Consider the following 13,443-nt stretch of genomic DNA (forward strand, 5'->3'; position numbering starts at 1 on the left):
TCATGGCGGAAGGTTCTATGCGAGTGTGGCAACGAAATGTACTGACGGGTGGATTGATCGGTCTGTGGCTGTCTGGTCTGGCCTGGGCCTTCTGGTGGTTCGAGGGGCGCTATGTGAAGACCTTTGATCGACCGGCCTTTTTCCACGGTGTGACAGTGACGCCGCCGTTTCCCACTGGTGCGGTGCAGGTGGTGCATGTCTGGCGTTCAGGCTGTCCCTGCAATGCCGGGCATCAGGACTATGTCAATGAAATGAGCGAGCGGTTCGCCGCCCAAGGCGTGCGCTTCGCCCGAGCCGGTCTGGCCGATGATCCTGGCTTGGGCGGGGTGCTCAAGGATCTTCCCTATTGGCCGATACCCGAGGCGTGGGCCAACTGGCCGGGTGCGCCGGCGGTGGCGATTTGGGATGCGACAGGTCACCTGGCCTATGTCGGCCCTTACAGTGACGGCGCGCACTGCAACAGCGACAGCAGTTTTATCGAGCCGGTGCTGGTGGCGTTGCTGCAGGGGCGCTCGGTGGCTATTACCCAGCAGGATACCGTGTCCTGTTTGTGTGATCTGTGAGCCTGAGCGTAACTCCCAAGTGTTACAGCGGGGGTGCTCAGCGGGGTGTTGATGCACCCAGACCCTTGGCCAGCAGTCGATCCAGAGCGTTGGCGAAGCTTTGCTTGTCCTTTTCGCTGAACGGTGCTGGACCGCCGCGTCCGGCCAGCCCGGCGCCGCGCAGTTCATCCATCAGGTTGCGTACGGCCAGGCGTTCGCCAATGCTGGCCTTGTCGTAGACCTGGCCGCGCGGGTTGATGGCGGTGATGCCGCGCCGTACCAGGCCGTCGGCCAGCGGAATGTCGGCGGTGACCACCAGGTCGCCGGCGTTGGCGTGTTCAATGATGTAGTGGTCGGCGGCATCGGCGCCGCCGGGCACTACGACCTGACGCATGCCGGGTGCGGGCGGCAGCCCCAGTGAACTGTTGGCCACCAGTACCAGTGCCAACTGCCGGCGTTTGGCGGCACGCATGACCACCTCGCGGATCGGGCGCGGGCAGGCGTCGGCATCTATCCACAGGGTCATGTGCGCTCCTTTAGCTGCTGAGTTCGGCTTGCAGGCTTTCCAGGGCTTCCTGGGCTTCCAGCCACTGCAGTTCCAGTTCGTCGATTTGCTGGCGACAGGCGCTCTGGTCGGCCAGCAGGGTTTTCAGCTTATCCTTGTTGTCGGCGCTGTAGATGCTGCTGTCAGCCAGCGCCTGCTCCAGCGCGTGCATCCGTTCCTGGGCCAGGCCCAGCTGTTTTTCCAGCTGGTCGGCGGACTTCTTCAGTGGCGCCAGCTTTTGTCGTAATTCGGCGGCCTGCCGGCGCAGGGCCTTGGGGTCCTGGCGCGCTGTCGGGTTGTCGGTCTCGGCCGGCTGGGCGTTTTTGGCCTGCTGTTGGCGGAACTGAGCCAGCCAGCGGGTATAGCTGTCCAGGTCCTGGTCGTAGTTTTGCAGCTTGCCATCGGCCACTAGCCACAGCTCGTCGGTGGTGGCACGGATCAGGGCGCGGTCGTGGGAGACCAGCAGCATGGCGCCTTCGAATGCCTGCAGGGCGATGGTCAGGGCATGGCGCATGTCCATGTCCAGGTGGTTGGTCGGTTCGTCGAGTAGCAGCAGGTTGGGCTTTTGCCAGGCGATCAGGGCCAGTGCCAGGCGGGCCTTTTCGCCGCCGGAGAAGTGCCTGACCGGTTGATCGATGCGCTCGCCGCGAAAGTCGAAACCGCCGAGAAAGTTGCGCAGGCTCTGTTCACGTTCCTGTGGCGCAATCCGAGCCAGATGCAGCAGTGGACTGGCCTCGGGGTCCAGGCTTTCCAGTTGATGCTGGGCGAAGTAGCCGATGGCCAGGTGCTCGCCGGTCTTTAGTTCGCCTGCCAGCAGCGGCAGTTCGGCGGCCAGAGTCTTGATCAGGGTTGATTTGCCGGCGCCGTTGGGGCCCAGCACACCGATCCGGGCACCGGGCGCCAGTTGCAGCTTGACGTCACTGAGGATCGGTTTGGCGCCATAGCCGAGAGTGGCTTGCTGCAGGTCTAGCAGCGGGGTGGACTGCTGGTCGGCCTCGCGGAAGCTGAACTCGAACGGTGAGTCGATATGGGCCGGGCTCAGGGCCTCCATGCGCTCCAGGGCCTTGAGCCGGCTCTGCGCCTGGCGCGCCTTGCTGGCTTTGGCGCGGAACCGGGCAATGTAGCTTTGCATGTGGGCTCGTTGGGCCTGCTGTTGCTCGAACGCGGCCTGCTGCTGGCTGAGACGTTCGGCACGGGTGCGCTCAAACTGGCTGTAGCCGCCGCGGTAGAGGTTGAGCTGACGGGATTCGACATGCACGATATGCTCGACTACGGCATCGAGGAAGTCGCGGTCATGGGAGATCAGCAGCAAGGTGCCGCTGTAGCCCTTGAGCCAGTCTTCGAGCCAGAGAATCGCGTCCAGATCCAGGTGGTTGGTCGGCTCGTCCAGCAGCAACAGGTCAGAGGGGCACATCAGGGCCTGGGCTAGATTCAGACGCATCTGCCAGCCACCGGAAAACTCGCCGACGCGCGCTTCGCACTGGGCTGGGGTAAAGCCCAGGCCGGCCAACAGGGTGCGGGCCCGGCTGTCAGCGCTGTAACCGCCATGGGCTTCCAGTTCGGCATACAGGGTGCCGAGGGCGTTGGCGTCATGGGCCTGTTCGGCGACGGTCAGTCGGCGCTGAATATCGCGCAGGCGCTGGTCGCCGTCGAGCACGTAGTCGACCGCCAGGCGCTCCAGGTCTTCGATTTCCTGGCGCATATGGGCGATCCGCCAGTCGGCGGGGACCTGACAGTCACCAGCGTCGGCGTGCAGTTCGCCGCGCAGCAGGGCGAACAGGCTGGATTTGCCTGCACCGTTGGTGCCGAGCAGGCCAATTTTCTGGCCGGCGTGCAGGGTCAGGTTGGCGTTTTCCAGCAGGCGCATGGCGCCGCGCTGAAGAATGAGGTTTTCGATCTTGATCATGGTCGCGGAGTATATCAGGCGTGGTGAAGCAGGCCCTATAGCGGAGGTGAGATGATGGATGACTTGCAGGGCTATGCTGTCAGGCTGTATCAGCACGAGGGGGTTGAGCCCTTGTTGTTGGCCTTGCAGGACGAGGTGGGGCTGGATGTATTGCTGTTGCTTAGCGCCTGCTGGTTGGGTGCGCGAGGTGTTGCGCCGGCAGCGGTGGACTGGGTTGCGTTGGCTGGGCGCTGTCAGCCCTGGCGCCAGGAACTGATTGAACCGCTGCGTCAGTTGCGGCGCTTGCTCAAGGGTGAGTCGGGAACGGAGTTGCTGCGAGCGCAGGTCAAGGCTTGTGAACTGGAGGCCGAGTGGCTGCAGTTGCGGCGCTTGGCATCCAGTCTGGAGAGCTTGCCGGGGGTGGATAGTCCATGCTGGCTGGCACAGTTGCACGCTTGTTGTCAGGCTCAGGGATCACAGCCCGACCGGGCGCGGTTGTGGCGCCTGGCCGAGTTGTGCCGCGAGCTGTCTGATTAGACGGGCTAGGCGCGGCTACCGCTCAGGCGGCTGTCGTGGGGTTTTTCGCGGCGCGAGCGGGGCGTGGTTTGACTGGAGCATCGCGCTTGTCGATGGCCTGGGTCACCTGGGTGTCGAGCCGGTCGAGGCTTTTGGCCAGGCGCAGGGTCTGGCGTACGTCGCTTTGCAACTGCCGGGTGTACTGCTCGGCGGCGCTGCGTGAGCTGTGCAACTGATCCAGTGCAGCCTGCAATTCGGCGACTTTGGTTCTGGCTTTGTCCAGGCTCTTGCGTCCGGCATCCTGCTGCTCGCGCTCGGCCAGCTTTTCCCGGGCTTCGGCCAGCTTGCCGTCGAGCTTGGCGTGTTGCTGGTTGAGCTTCTCCAGCGCCTTGCGGGCATCGCGCTCGGCCTTTTCGCAAGCCTCGGCCAGGTGTTCGTTGAGAGTACGGGTCAGGGTCTGCAACAGATGCAGTGGGGTGCTGACCCGGGGTTTACGGCCTTTGCTTTGCTCGGTCACGGCGTGCTCCTGCACTCAGGTGGTCAGCATGTCCTTGTGGGCGGTATGCAACACTTCGATCAGGCAGTCCTCCAGTTCGAAGCGCTCATGCAGTAGCCCGCCGAGCTGGCGTAACTCGCTCTGCAGCTCGGTTTCCTCAGCCAGGGTCGCGGCATCGCCGAAACGGTCGTTGAAGGCTACGGCGGTACGGGTGATGGTTTCGATCCGGGGATAAACCTGCTTGATCAGCGCCAGGGCGCCCTCGTCATTGAAGTCTTCGGCTTCGCGGATCAGTTGTTCGTAGATTTCGAAATGTCCAGCCGAGGTGTAGTCAACGAGTATGTCGCAGAACGACTCGAGAATGCGGTCGGGGTGCTGGTCGGGGGCTGGGCGGTCACGTAGTGTAGTGTATTCGAGCACCAGTTGCTTGCGCTCGGCGAGCCAGCGGTCGATCAGTTGATGAACGCCGCCCCAGCGTTCCTGGGATGTAGTGCAGCTCTCCAGCATCTTCCACCTCGGTCTCTTCAAGGTCGGTCGGCCGCAGGTCGGCCGACCGGGTTGATTTGCTGTTCTTCTACCTGTCGCAACAGGATATGCCCTGGCGCCTCACTCATCAAGCTACGAACGTCAGTCTTGGCGACGTAGCAGTTGCACCAGTGCGAACAGGCTGAAGGCAATGAAGCCCAGCAACGTGCCTTCGGGGATGCTCAGGCCGAGAAAAGTCCAGGAAACCTCGGCGCAGTCAGCGGTACCGCTCAGCAGCAAGCTCAGCATTTCCTGAAACGGCAACACGTCAATCATGTAGTCCAGGCTGGGCAGGCAGGCCGGGAGCTGGTCGGGCGGCAGGTACTGCAGCCAGACCTGGCGAGCAGCGATGGCAGCGCCGAACAGTGCGAACACTAGCGTGCCGAGGGCGTAGCCGCGAGAGGCCAGGCGGCGCCGGCCATCGGCCTTGGGCTGGGGGTTATGGATGACTGCCGCCAGGCAGACCAAGCCGATCAGAATTACCGCTACCCGTTGCACGATACACAGAGGGCAAGGCTCCAGTCCCATGCCGTGCTCCATGTACAGGGCAATGGCCATGAGCAGGACGCAGGCGATGAAGGCCAGCAGATAGAGAGGGCGTGAAGCGGGAAGGGTCATGCGTGCATCCGTCTGGTATGAGGGCTGGCGGATACCTTAGAGCATGCCGGGCGAGGTGACAAGAATGCGTTCAGGACACATTTTCGGACACGATTGACCGCATGTGCGGTCAATCGTGTCGGGGCGATCAGGCGTTGGCCTGTTCCTCGGCCTGGCGGCGCTGTTCGGCCTGGGCGAACAGGGCGTCGAAGTTGACCGGTGACAGCATCAGGGGAGGGAAGCTGCCACGCAGGACCAGATTGTCGATCGCTTCGCGGGCGTAGGGGAACAGGATGTTCGGGCAGAAGGCGCCCAGAGTGTGGCGCATGGCCGCTTCATCCAGGCCGCTGATGGCGAAGATGCCGGCCTGCTGAACTTCGGCGATAAAGGTGGTTTCGTTGTTGTCGCCATTGGTGACAGTGGCCGACAGGCTCAGAACTACCTCAAAGATGCCGTCTTGCAACTGATTGTGACGGGTATTCAGGTCCAGATTGACCTGCGGGTTCCACTGGCTCTGGAACACGGCGGGGGCCTTGGGCGATTCGAAGGACAGGTCTTTGACATAGATGCGCTGCAGGCTGAACTGCACCTGCGGCTGGTTGCCCTGGGCGCCGTTAGCGGCTGAATTGTTCTGGTTTTCCTCGGCCATGTTCGGTCCTTAATACGATTGTGTGTTGGTTAGTGTATCTGGGGTCAGGCCAGCAGCTTATCAAGTCTGCCACTGCGCTCAAGCAGCATCAGATCATCGCAGCCGCCGACATGGGTGCCCTTGATCCAGATCTGCGGCACTGATGTCCGCCCGGCCAGGCGTGCCATCTCGGCGCGTAGCGCCGGCTGGCCATCGACGATGATTTCCTGATATTGCACCTGCTTGCTGTCGAGCAACTGCTTGGCGCGGATGCAGAACGGGCAATAGTTGCTCGAATAGATGATCACGTCGGACATGGCTTACTTGACCAGAGGCAGACTGTCGGCGCGCCAGCCGCTGATGCCGCCGGACAGCCGGCTGACATTGTTGAAGCCGGCGGCCTTGAGCTGTTTGGCGCACGGGCCGGCATGCTGGCCGTTGGCGCAGACCAGGATCAGCGGTTTGTCCTTGTGTTTTTCCAGCTCAACCAGGCGCTTGGCCAGGCTGTCATGCGGAATGTTGAGCGAATCGACGATATGGCCAGCGGAGTATTCCTTTTTCGCCCGCACATCGACCACCAGGGCATGTTCGCGGTTGATCAGCGCAGTAGCCTGCTGGGTGGTCAGCACTTTGCCGGCCTTGCGCCCTTCGGTGACGATCAGCAGGGTCAGTACTACCAGAAAGGCGGTGGTCAGAATGTAATGGTTGCCGATGAACTCGATAAGTTGCTGAAAAAACTGCATTGAAGAGGTTTCCGGATGAATAAGAAAGTGGGCCAGTATACACAGCCTGTACGTTGTGCAGAACCTTTGCTCCCGGGCTTGCCGGACTGTGTCGATTGACTGGCTGCATAAGCCCTATTGGCTGGGCTGCATGACAGGCCGCATGCGGACAAGTAAACTGTGGCCAATCCGGCGGGCCGTCCCGAGTGCGGGCCCGCATCCCGTTTTCAGTTAATGATCTGCGAGTTGAGTCCTTATGACCACAGTTGCCCCCAAACCCCTGGTGCTGATGATCCTGGATGGCTTTGGCTACAGCGAGTCGCCCGAGTCGAACGCCATCATGGCTGCCACTACCCCAGTCTGGGATCGGCTTTGGGCTGAAGCTCCACGCACCCTGGTTTCGGGGTCGGGAATGGATGTGGGTCTGCCGGACGGGCAGATGGGCAACTCGGAAGTCGGTCACATGAACCTGGGTGCCGGACGCATCGTCTACCAGGACTTTACCCGGGTGACCAAGGCGATTGCCGATGGCGACTTCTTCAGCAACCCGCAGATTTGCGCGGCGGTCGATCAGGCGGTAGCCGGTGGCAATGCCGTGCATGTGCTTGGGCTGTTGTCGCCGGGCGGCGTGCACAGCCATGAACAGCAACTGGTGGCGATGGTTGAGCTGGCGGCTCAGCGCGGTGCCGAGCAGATTTACGTACATGCCTTTCTTGACGGCCGCGACACCCCGCCCAAGAGTGCCGAGCCTTCACTGCACCTGCTCGACAACACCTACCAGCGCCTGGGCAAGGGCCGCACTGCCAGTCTGATCGGCCGCTATTTCGCAATGGACCGCGACAACCGCTGGGATCGGGTCGAGGCGGCTTACAACCTGATCGTCGATGGCAAGGCTGAATTCACTGCGGCCAATGCCGTCGATGGTTTGATGGCCGCCTATGAACGCGGTGAAAGCGACGAGTTCGTCAAGGCCACCAGTATCGGTGAGCCAGTCGCGGTGGCCGATGGCGATGCAGTCGTGTTCATGAACTTCCGGGCCGACCGGGCCCGTGAACTGACCCGGGCCTTCGTTGAGCCGGCGTTCTCTGGTTTCGAGCGCGCCCGGGTGCCGCAACTGTCGGGGTTCGTCATGCTGACCCAGTATGCCGCCGATATTCCGGCGCCTTGTGCCTTCCCGCCGGCCAGCCTCAACAATGTGCTGGGCGAGTATCTGGCCAAGCAGGGCAAGACCCAGCTGAGGATTGCTGAAACCGAAAAGTACGCGCACGTCACCTTCTTCTTCTCCGGTGGCCGCGAAGAGCCGTTCGAAGGTGAAGAGCGGATCCTGATTCCCTCGCCACAGGTCGCTACCTATGACCTGCAGCCGCAGATGAGTGCGCCGGAAGTTACCGACCGGATCGTCGAGGCCATCGAACAACAGCGTTACGATGTGATCATCGTCAACTATGCCAACGGCGACATGGTTGGCCATACCGGGGTGTTCGAGGCAGCGGTAGCGGCGGTCGAGTGCCTGGATGGCTGCATTGGTCGCATTGCTGAGGCGCTGGCCAAGGTCGGTGGCGAGGCGCTGATTACCGCTGATCATGGCAATGTTGAGCAGATGGCTGACCACAGTACTGGTCAGGCCCATACCGCGCATACCTGTGAGCCGGTGCCGTTTGTCTATGTTGGTCCGCGTCAGGTCAGCCTGCGTGATGGTGGCATCCTCTCGGATGTGGCGCCCACCGTACTGACCCTGCTCGGGCTGGAGCAGCCGCCGGAGATGACTGGCCGCTCGATCGCCAGTCTGAATTGAGCCTGCGCGTATGCTGAGGCCATGGTGCTGGCGTATTGGGGTAGCGTTGCTGCTGGCAGCACTGGTCGGCGCGCCAGCGCTGCAGGCTGAGCCGAGCGATTCGCGCGAGGCCCGGGCCGAGCTGCGTCAGACCCAGCAGGAGATCGACCGGCTGAAGAAAATGCTGGACAGCCTGAAGCAGGAAATGGGCGGGCTGGAAGCGGATCTGCAGAAGAGCGAGAGCGAAATTGGCCGGCTGCGGCGCGAAAGCGGTGAACTGGAGCGCCAGATTCGCGAAGGTGAAAGCCGGCTGCGTGACCTGCGCGGCCAGGCCGCGGCCCTGCAGGTGGCGCTGGAGGCCCAGCAAGAACAGATTGCCAGGCAGCTACGGGCTGCCTACATGGCCGGCCAGCAGGATTACCTCAAGGTTATGCTCAATCAGGACGATCCGGCGCGGATGGCGCGGATGCTGCGCTATTACGAATATGTCGGCCGGGCCCGGGTCGATGAGATCGAGCGCTACACCGACACCCTGACCCAGATCCGTCAGGCCAGTGCCGCGATTGCCTCCGAGCAGGCCGGTCTGCAGCAGAACCGTGAGCAACTGGCCAGTCGCGAGCAGGCGCTGCAGGGCGAGCAGCAGAATCGTAACCGGGCGCTGGCCGGGTTGCGCAGTCGCAGTCAGTCGCAGAGCGAGCAGCTCAAAAACCGCGAGGCCGAGCGTGAGGCTTTGACCAATCTGATCAAGCGTTTGGACGAAGCGGTCACCAGTATCCCTACGCCCGCCGGCAACCTGCCTTTCGCCCAGGCGCGCGGCAAGCTGCCACTGCCGGTACAGGGGCAAGTTCAGGCTCGTTTCGGCAGTCAGCGTGGCGAGGACGCCCGGCTTAAATGGGATGGCCTGCTGATCGGTGCCAACGAGGGCGCACCGGTACATGCCATTCATGGTGGCCGGGTGGTGTTCGCCGACTGGCTGCGGGGCTCCGGGCTGTTGCTGATCCTGGATCACGGCGACGGTTATCTGAGTCTATATGGACATAACCAGAGCCTGCTGCGCGAGGTTGGCAGCTGGGTTCAGCCCGGTGAAGCGATTGCTACCGTGGGGCGCAGTGGCGGGCAGTCGAGCCCGGCGCTGTATTTTGCCATTCGCCACCAGGGCCGCGCCCTTGACCCGCTGGCGTGGTGTATGCTGTCTGGATAAAGCGGGCTGTGAATGTTCCCCGCTAACAGTGCCTTGGGAGAAGATGATGACCGTTGTGCGTACCCTGTTCGCTGCCGGCTTGAGCCTGGCGCTTGGCGTGGCCTCACTCCAGGCCCAGGGACAGGAGTCGGCGGCGCCGTTGCCGCTCAATGAGCTGCGTACCTTTGCCGAGGTGCTGGACCGGATTCGTAGCGCCTATGTTGAACCGGTGGACGACGCCACGCTGCTGGAGAACGCCATTCGCGGCATGCTTGAAGGGCTTGATCCGCATTCGGCTTACCTGGAGCCGGAGGCCTTCCAGGGCCTGCAGGACAGCACGACCGGGCAGTTTGGCGGGCTGGGCATCGAGATCGGACAGGAGGACGGCTTCATTCGGGTTATTTCGCCGATTGACGATACGCCGGCGGCCCGTGCCGGGATTGAGGCGGGTGATCTGATCATCAAGATCGACGATCAGCCGGTCAAGGGCATGAGTCTGGTCGATGCGGTCAACCTGATGCGCGGCGAAGCCGGCTCCAAGGTCACCCTGACCCTGGTGCGCGGCACCGGTAGCCCGTTCGAGGTGGAGCTGACCCGGGCGGTGATCCGGGTTGCCAGTGTGCGTTCCGAGGAGCTGGAGTCCGGTTATGCCTATTTGCGTATCACCCAGTTCCAGAACAATACCGGCGATGAGGTGCGTCGCAGCCTGGGCAGTCTCAACCCCAATGGCGAGCTCAAGGGACTGGTGCTGGATCTGCGCAACAACCCTGGCGGGGTGCTGCAGTCGGCGGTCGAGGTGGCTGACAGCTTTCTCGATCAGGGCCTGATCGTCTATACCCAGGGACGTCTGAGCAATGCCGAGATGCGCTTCAGTGCCACCAGCAACAATCCCAGTCGCGGCGTACCGCTGGTGGTGCTGATCAATGGTGGCTCGGCCTCGGCCTCGGAAATCGTCGCCGGCGCCCTGCAGGATCACGCCCGGGCGGTGATCATGGGTACCGACAGCTTCGGCAAGGGTTCGGTTCAGACGGTGTTGCCGCTGAACAATGACCGGGCGCTGAAGCTGACCACCGCGCTGTATTACACCCCCAATGGTCGCTCGATCCAGGCCCAGGGCATCGTGCCGGATATCCATGTCGAGCGCGGCCGGGTTACTCAGGAGCGGGAGGAGGCCGGTTATCGCGAGGCTGACCTGCAGCGCCACCTGGGCAACATCAACGGCGAGGAGCGCACTACCCGGCAGGTGCAGGCCGAGCGCAGTGAGCGGCGCCAGGATACCGATTATCAACTCAGTCAGGCCCTGAATCTGCTCAAAGGCTTGAATATCACCCGCAGTCGTCAATGAGGCTGTTGCTGTTCGGGCTGCTGGCTCTGCTGGCAGCCTGCTCGGACGCGCCTGCCCCTGCCGAGATACCAGCCCGCGACGCTGAGACGGAACTGCAGATTGAGCTGCAAGAGTCGCCACCGCCAGCGCTTGCTGGTCGCGGCGATAGCGCTGACTGGATGGCTATCGAGCATGCGGGCTGGCCCGAGCGGCCAGCCGAGGTGTTGGCTCCAGTGCTGCCTGATCCCGGTCCTGTGCTGGCTATCATTATCGACGATGTTGGTCATGCTTATGCCCAGGGCCGGCGGATCATCGATATGCCGGTACCAATCGCCCTCGCGATTTTGCCGCATACCCAGTTTGCCCAGCGGCTGGCGCAGGAAGCCGCCGAGGCCGGGCGCACGGTCATGCTGCATCAGCCGATGGAAAACGGCGCCGGGCTGGATATCGGCCCGGGTGGTCTCTACAGCGGTATGCCCGAGGAAGAGTTTGACCGGGTGCTGCGCGACAACCTCAACAGCTTTGTGCCGATTCAGGGGCTCAACAACCACATGGGCAGCCGTCTGACTGCCGAGCGTGAGCCGATGGACCGGCTTATGCATCATCTGCAGGGGCGTCAGTTGTTCTTCATTGATAGCCGTACCACCGCCGCGACCCAGGCGGCGTTTGCTGCCGAAGCGGCCGGTGTACGCCATCTGTCGCGTGATCAGTTTCTCGATCATGTGCGTGAGCCTCAGGCGATTGCCGCGGCCTTTGAGCAGGGGCTGCGGCTAGCTCGGCAGAATGGTCAGGCGCTGCTGATCGGGCATCCCTACCCGGAAACCCTGGATTATCTGGAGCGGGTATTGCCGGAACTGGAAGCGCGTGAAGGGGTGCGGGTGGTTGGTGTTGAGGAGCTTTTAGCGCGCAAGTACGCGCGCTGAGAGCGGTATCGCCGTGGACGATACCGCCTGGTCCGGTTACAGGCGCATTTCGATGCCGCGTGCCGCCATATAGGCCTTGGCTTCGGCGATGCTGTATTCGCCAAAGTGGAAGATGCTCGCCGCCAGTACCGCATCGGCGCCGCCCTGCAGTACGCCGTCCGCCAGATGCTGGAGGTTGCCGACCCCGCCCGAGGCGATCACCGGGATGTGCAGCGTATCGCTGATGGCGCGGGTCACGCCCAGATCGTAGCCGCTCTTGACCCCGTCCTGATCCATGCTGGTGAGCAGGATTTCGCCGGCGCCCAGATCCTCCATCTTCTTGGCCCAGGCCACGGCATCCAGACCGGTCGGCTTGCGCCCGCCATGGGTGAAGATTTCCCAGCGCCCGGGCTCGCCGTCGGCCGAAACCCGCTTGGCGTCAATGGCTACCACGATGCACTGTGAGCCGAAGCGGTCGGCAGCCTCGCCAACGAACTCCGGGTTGAATACCGCCGCAGTGTTGATCGAGACCTTGTCGGCGCCGGCGTTAAGCAGGTTGCGGATGTCCTGCACGGTGCGCACGCCGCCGCCGACGGTCAGCGGAATGAACACCTGGCTGGCCATGCGCTCGACCGTGTGCAGGGTGGTATCGCGTTCCTGGTGGCTGGCGGTGATGTCGAGGAAGGTGATCTCGTCGGCACCCTGCTCGTTGTAGCGCCGGGCGATCTCAACCGGGTCACCGGCATCGCGGATATTCTCGAACTTGACGCCCTTGACCACGCGACCGTTGTCGACATCGAGGCAGGGGATGATGCGTTTGGCCAGGGGCATTGCAGTTCTCCGGGGTGAGAAGGTTGATTCTACAGTTGGCGGCTGTCCGGCATGGCGTCATTGCGAGGCGCATCAGCGACGTGGCAATCCATGTCTGTGCTGCCAGGGTCGCATGGATTGCCGCGCCTTCGGCTCGCAATGACGTTACCGAGTGCCGGCCTTCGGCTCGCATGACGTTGGCGGGTGCCATGCTTTCGGCTCGCAATGACGGCCTGGGGCGGCTGAGGCTGTTCAGCCCTGCGCGCGGTCGCACAGGGCCTGCGCCTCGGCCACATCCAGCGTGCCTTCGTAGATGGCGCGGCCGGTGATGGCGCCGATGATGCCGGGGGCGTGGGCGTCGAGCAGGGTCTGGATGTCGCCAAGATTGTGGATGCCGCCGGAGGCGATCACCGGAATCGAGGTGGCATTGGCCAGCGCGGCGGTGGCCTCGACATTGCAGCCCTGCATCATGCCGTCTTTGGCGATGTCGGTGTAGACAATCGCGGACACGCCATCGGCTTCGAAACGCTTGGCCAGATCGATGACCTGAATGCTGCTGACTTCGGCCCAGCCATCGGTGGCGACAAAGCCGTCTTTGGCGTCCAGGCCGACGATCACCTTGCCGGGGAAGGCGCGGCAGGCCTCGCCAACGAATTCCGGCTGCTTGACCGCCTTGGTGCCGATGATCACGTAGCTGACTCCGGCCTTGACGTATTCCTCAATGGTTTCCAGCGAGCGGATGCCACCGCCGATCTGGATCGGCAGATTCGGGTAGCGCCGGGCGATGGCGGTGACCGCCTCACCGTTGACCGGCTTGCCCTCGAAGGCGCCGTTCAGATCGACCAGGTGCAGGCGCCGGCAGCCGGCGTCTACCCATTTGGCGGCCATCGCGACCGGGTCGTTGGAGAACACCGTGGCATCGTCCATCAGGCCCTGGCGCAGGCGTACACAGGCGCCGTCTTTGAGGTCGATAGCGGGGATGATCAGCATCAGTTTTT

16 protein-coding genes are annotated in these 13,443 nt (G+C 63.0%); 6 read left to right on the forward strand and 10 right to left on the reverse strand.

Going from position 1 to position 13,443, the window contains the following annotated elements:
• Nucleotides 1-23 precede the first annotated feature (23 nt).
• A complete protein-coding gene (locus C2846_RS09590; protein ID WP_231705578.1) occupies nt 24-563 on the forward strand; it encodes a DUF6436 domain-containing protein in 540 nt (179 codons plus the stop codon).
• A 37-nt stretch (nt 564-600) separates the two neighbouring features.
• Here the strand turns inward: C2846_RS09590 and C2846_RS09595 are convergent, their stop codons facing one another.
• Nucleotides 601-1,068 (reverse strand): YaiI/YqxD family protein, encoded by a 468-nt coding sequence (locus C2846_RS09595; RefSeq protein WP_080049262.1) that lies wholly within the window; start codon nt 1,066-1,068, stop codon nt 601-603.
• A gap of 10 nt (nt 1,069-1,078) precedes the next feature.
• On the reverse strand, nt 1,079-2,992 hold the full coding sequence (locus C2846_RS09600) for an ATP-binding cassette domain-containing protein (protein WP_119701333.1): 1,914 nt from the start codon (nt 2,990-2,992) through the stop codon (nt 1,079-1,081).
• Nucleotides 2,993-3,043: 51 nt separating this feature from the next.
• On the opposite strand from C2846_RS09600, the gene C2846_RS09605 reads away from it, so the two are divergent.
• Nucleotides 3,044-3,508: a TIGR02444 family protein gene (locus C2846_RS09605; protein ID WP_119701334.1), complete on the forward strand. Its 465-nt coding sequence runs from the start codon at nt 3,044-3,046 to the stop codon at nt 3,506-3,508.
• 22 nt (nt 3,509-3,530) lie between these two features.
• On the opposite strand, the gene C2846_RS09610 is transcribed toward C2846_RS09605, so the two are convergent.
• The 6 genes from C2846_RS09610 to C2846_RS09635 form a co-directional block, all read right to left on the reverse strand.
• On the reverse strand, nt 3,531-4,004 hold the full coding sequence (locus C2846_RS09610) for a hypothetical protein (RefSeq protein WP_080049265.1): 474 nt from the start codon (nt 4,002-4,004) through the stop codon (nt 3,531-3,533).
• Between the two features lie 15 nt (nt 4,005-4,019).
• Nucleotides 4,020-4,490, reverse strand: a complete 471-nt coding sequence (locus C2846_RS09615; RefSeq protein WP_080049266.1) for an Rsd/AlgQ family anti-sigma factor — start codon at nt 4,488-4,490, stop codon at nt 4,020-4,022.
• A 120-nt stretch (nt 4,491-4,610) separates the two neighbouring features.
• Nucleotides 4,611-5,126, reverse strand: coding sequence for a disulfide bond formation protein B (locus C2846_RS09620; protein ID WP_080049267.1), 516 nt, complete (start codon nt 5,124-5,126; stop codon nt 4,611-4,613).
• Between the two features lie 127 nt (nt 5,127-5,253).
• On the reverse strand, nt 5,254-5,754 hold the full coding sequence (gene secB, locus C2846_RS09625; protein WP_080049268.1) for a protein-export chaperone SecB: 501 nt from the start codon (nt 5,752-5,754) through the stop codon (nt 5,254-5,256).
• A 44-nt stretch (nt 5,755-5,798) separates the two neighbouring features.
• Nucleotides 5,799-6,050 carry a glutaredoxin 3 gene (gene grxC, locus C2846_RS09630; RefSeq protein ID WP_080049269.1) on the reverse strand — a complete coding sequence of 84 codons (252 nt, stop codon included), beginning with the start codon at nt 6,048-6,050 and terminating at the stop codon, nt 5,799-5,801.
• A gap of 3 nt (nt 6,051-6,053) precedes the next feature.
• A complete protein-coding gene (locus C2846_RS09635; RefSeq protein WP_080049270.1) occupies nt 6,054-6,476 on the reverse strand; it encodes a rhodanese-like domain-containing protein in 423 nt (140 codons plus the stop codon).
• Nucleotides 6,477-6,711: 235 nt separating this feature from the next.
• Here C2846_RS09635 and gpmI point away from each other — a divergent pair, with 235 nt between their 5' ends.
• Genes gpmI through C2846_RS09655 form a run of 4 tightly spaced genes read left to right on the forward strand, consistent with a single transcriptional unit; the run spans nt 6,712 to nt 11,656 of the window.
• Nucleotides 6,712-8,250 (forward strand): 2,3-bisphosphoglycerate-independent phosphoglycerate mutase, encoded by a 1,539-nt coding sequence (gene gpmI / locus C2846_RS09640; RefSeq protein ID WP_080049271.1) that lies wholly within the window; start codon nt 6,712-6,714, stop codon nt 8,248-8,250.
• A gap of 10 nt (nt 8,251-8,260) precedes the next feature.
• Nucleotides 8,261-9,430, forward strand: a complete 1,170-nt coding sequence (locus tag C2846_RS09645) for a murein hydrolase activator EnvC family protein (protein WP_119701335.1) — start codon at nt 8,261-8,263, stop codon at nt 9,428-9,430.
• Nucleotides 9,431-9,476: 46 nt separating this feature from the next.
• Nucleotides 9,477-10,754, forward strand: coding sequence for a S41 family peptidase (locus C2846_RS09650; RefSeq protein WP_420849036.1), 1,278 nt, complete (start codon nt 9,477-9,479; stop codon nt 10,752-10,754).
• Nucleotides 10,751-11,656: a divergent polysaccharide deacetylase family protein gene (locus C2846_RS09655; protein WP_119701337.1), complete on the forward strand. Its 906-nt coding sequence runs from the start codon at nt 10,751-10,753 to the stop codon at nt 11,654-11,656. Before C2846_RS09650 ends, C2846_RS09655 begins: the two co-directional genes overlap by 4 nt.
• 36 nt (nt 11,657-11,692) lie before the next feature.
• On the opposite strand, the gene hisF is transcribed toward C2846_RS09655, so the two are convergent.
• Both hisF and hisA read right to left on the reverse strand, forming a co-directional pair.
• Nucleotides 11,693-12,466 carry an imidazole glycerol phosphate synthase subunit HisF gene (gene hisF / locus C2846_RS09660; protein ID WP_080049275.1) on the reverse strand — a complete coding sequence of 258 codons (774 nt, stop codon included), beginning with the start codon at nt 12,464-12,466 and terminating at the stop codon, nt 11,693-11,695.
• Nucleotides 12,467-12,697: 231 nt separating this feature from the next.
• The gene (hisA, locus tag C2846_RS09665; RefSeq protein WP_119701338.1) at nt 12,698-13,435 is read right to left on the reverse strand and encodes a 1-(5-phosphoribosyl)-5-[(5-phosphoribosylamino)methylideneamino]imidazole-4-carboxamide isomerase; all 738 of its coding nucleotides are present in this window, start codon (nt 13,433-13,435) and stop codon (nt 12,698-12,700) included.
• Nucleotides 13,436-13,443: the final 8 nt, after the last annotated feature.

Origin of the sequence: Pseudomonas jilinensis, from assembly GCF_003586265.1 — a bacterium.
Lineage (GTDB): Bacteria > Pseudomonadota > Gammaproteobacteria > Pseudomonadales > Pseudomonadaceae > Halopseudomonas > Halopseudomonas phragmitis.

What these genes read in the sequence shown, in the direction of transcription:
- C2846_RS09595 (WP_080049262.1), bottom strand. Translation starts at nt 1,068, where the DNA reads ATGACCCTGTGGATAGATGCCGACGCCTGCCCGCGCCCGATCCGCGAG.
- C2846_RS09600 (WP_119701333.1), bottom strand. Translation starts at nt 2,992, where the DNA reads ATGATCAAGATCGAAAACCTCATTCTTCAGCGCGGCGCCATGCGCCTG.
- C2846_RS09605 (WP_119701334.1), top strand. Translation starts at nt 3,044, where the DNA reads ATGATGGATGACTTGCAGGGCTATGCTGTCAGGCTGTATCAGCACGAG.
- C2846_RS09615 (WP_080049266.1), bottom strand. Translation starts at nt 4,490, where the DNA reads ATGCTGGAGAGCTGCACTACATCCCAGGAACGCTGGGGCGGCGTTCAT.
- C2846_RS09620 (WP_080049267.1), bottom strand. Translation starts at nt 5,126, where the DNA reads ATGACCCTTCCCGCTTCACGCCCTCTCTATCTGCTGGCCTTCATCGCC.
- secB (WP_080049268.1), bottom strand. Translation starts at nt 5,754, where the DNA reads ATGGCCGAGGAAAACCAGAACAATTCAGCCGCTAACGGCGCCCAGGGC.
- grxC (WP_080049269.1), bottom strand. Translation starts at nt 6,050, where the DNA reads ATGTCCGACGTGATCATCTATTCGAGCAACTATTGCCCGTTCTGCATC.
- C2846_RS09635 (WP_080049270.1), bottom strand. Translation starts at nt 6,476, where the DNA reads ATGCAGTTTTTTCAGCAACTTATCGAGTTCATCGGCAACCATTACATT.
- gpmI (WP_080049271.1), top strand. Translation starts at nt 6,712, where the DNA reads ATGACCACAGTTGCCCCCAAACCCCTGGTGCTGATGATCCTGGATGGC.
- C2846_RS09645 (WP_119701335.1), top strand. Translation starts at nt 8,261, where the DNA reads ATGCTGAGGCCATGGTGCTGGCGTATTGGGGTAGCGTTGCTGCTGGCA.
- C2846_RS09650 (WP_420849036.1), top strand. Translation starts at nt 9,477, where the DNA reads ATGACCGTTGTGCGTACCCTGTTCGCTGCCGGCTTGAGCCTGGCGCTT.
- C2846_RS09655 (WP_119701337.1), top strand. Translation starts at nt 10,751, where the DNA reads ATGAGGCTGTTGCTGTTCGGGCTGCTGGCTCTGCTGGCAGCCTGCTCG.
- hisF (WP_080049275.1), bottom strand. Translation starts at nt 12,466, where the DNA reads ATGCCCCTGGCCAAACGCATCATCCCCTGCCTCGATGTCGACAACGGT.
- hisA (WP_119701338.1), bottom strand. Translation starts at nt 13,435, where the DNA reads ATGCTGATCATCCCCGCTATCGACCTCAAAGACGGCGCCTGTGTACGC.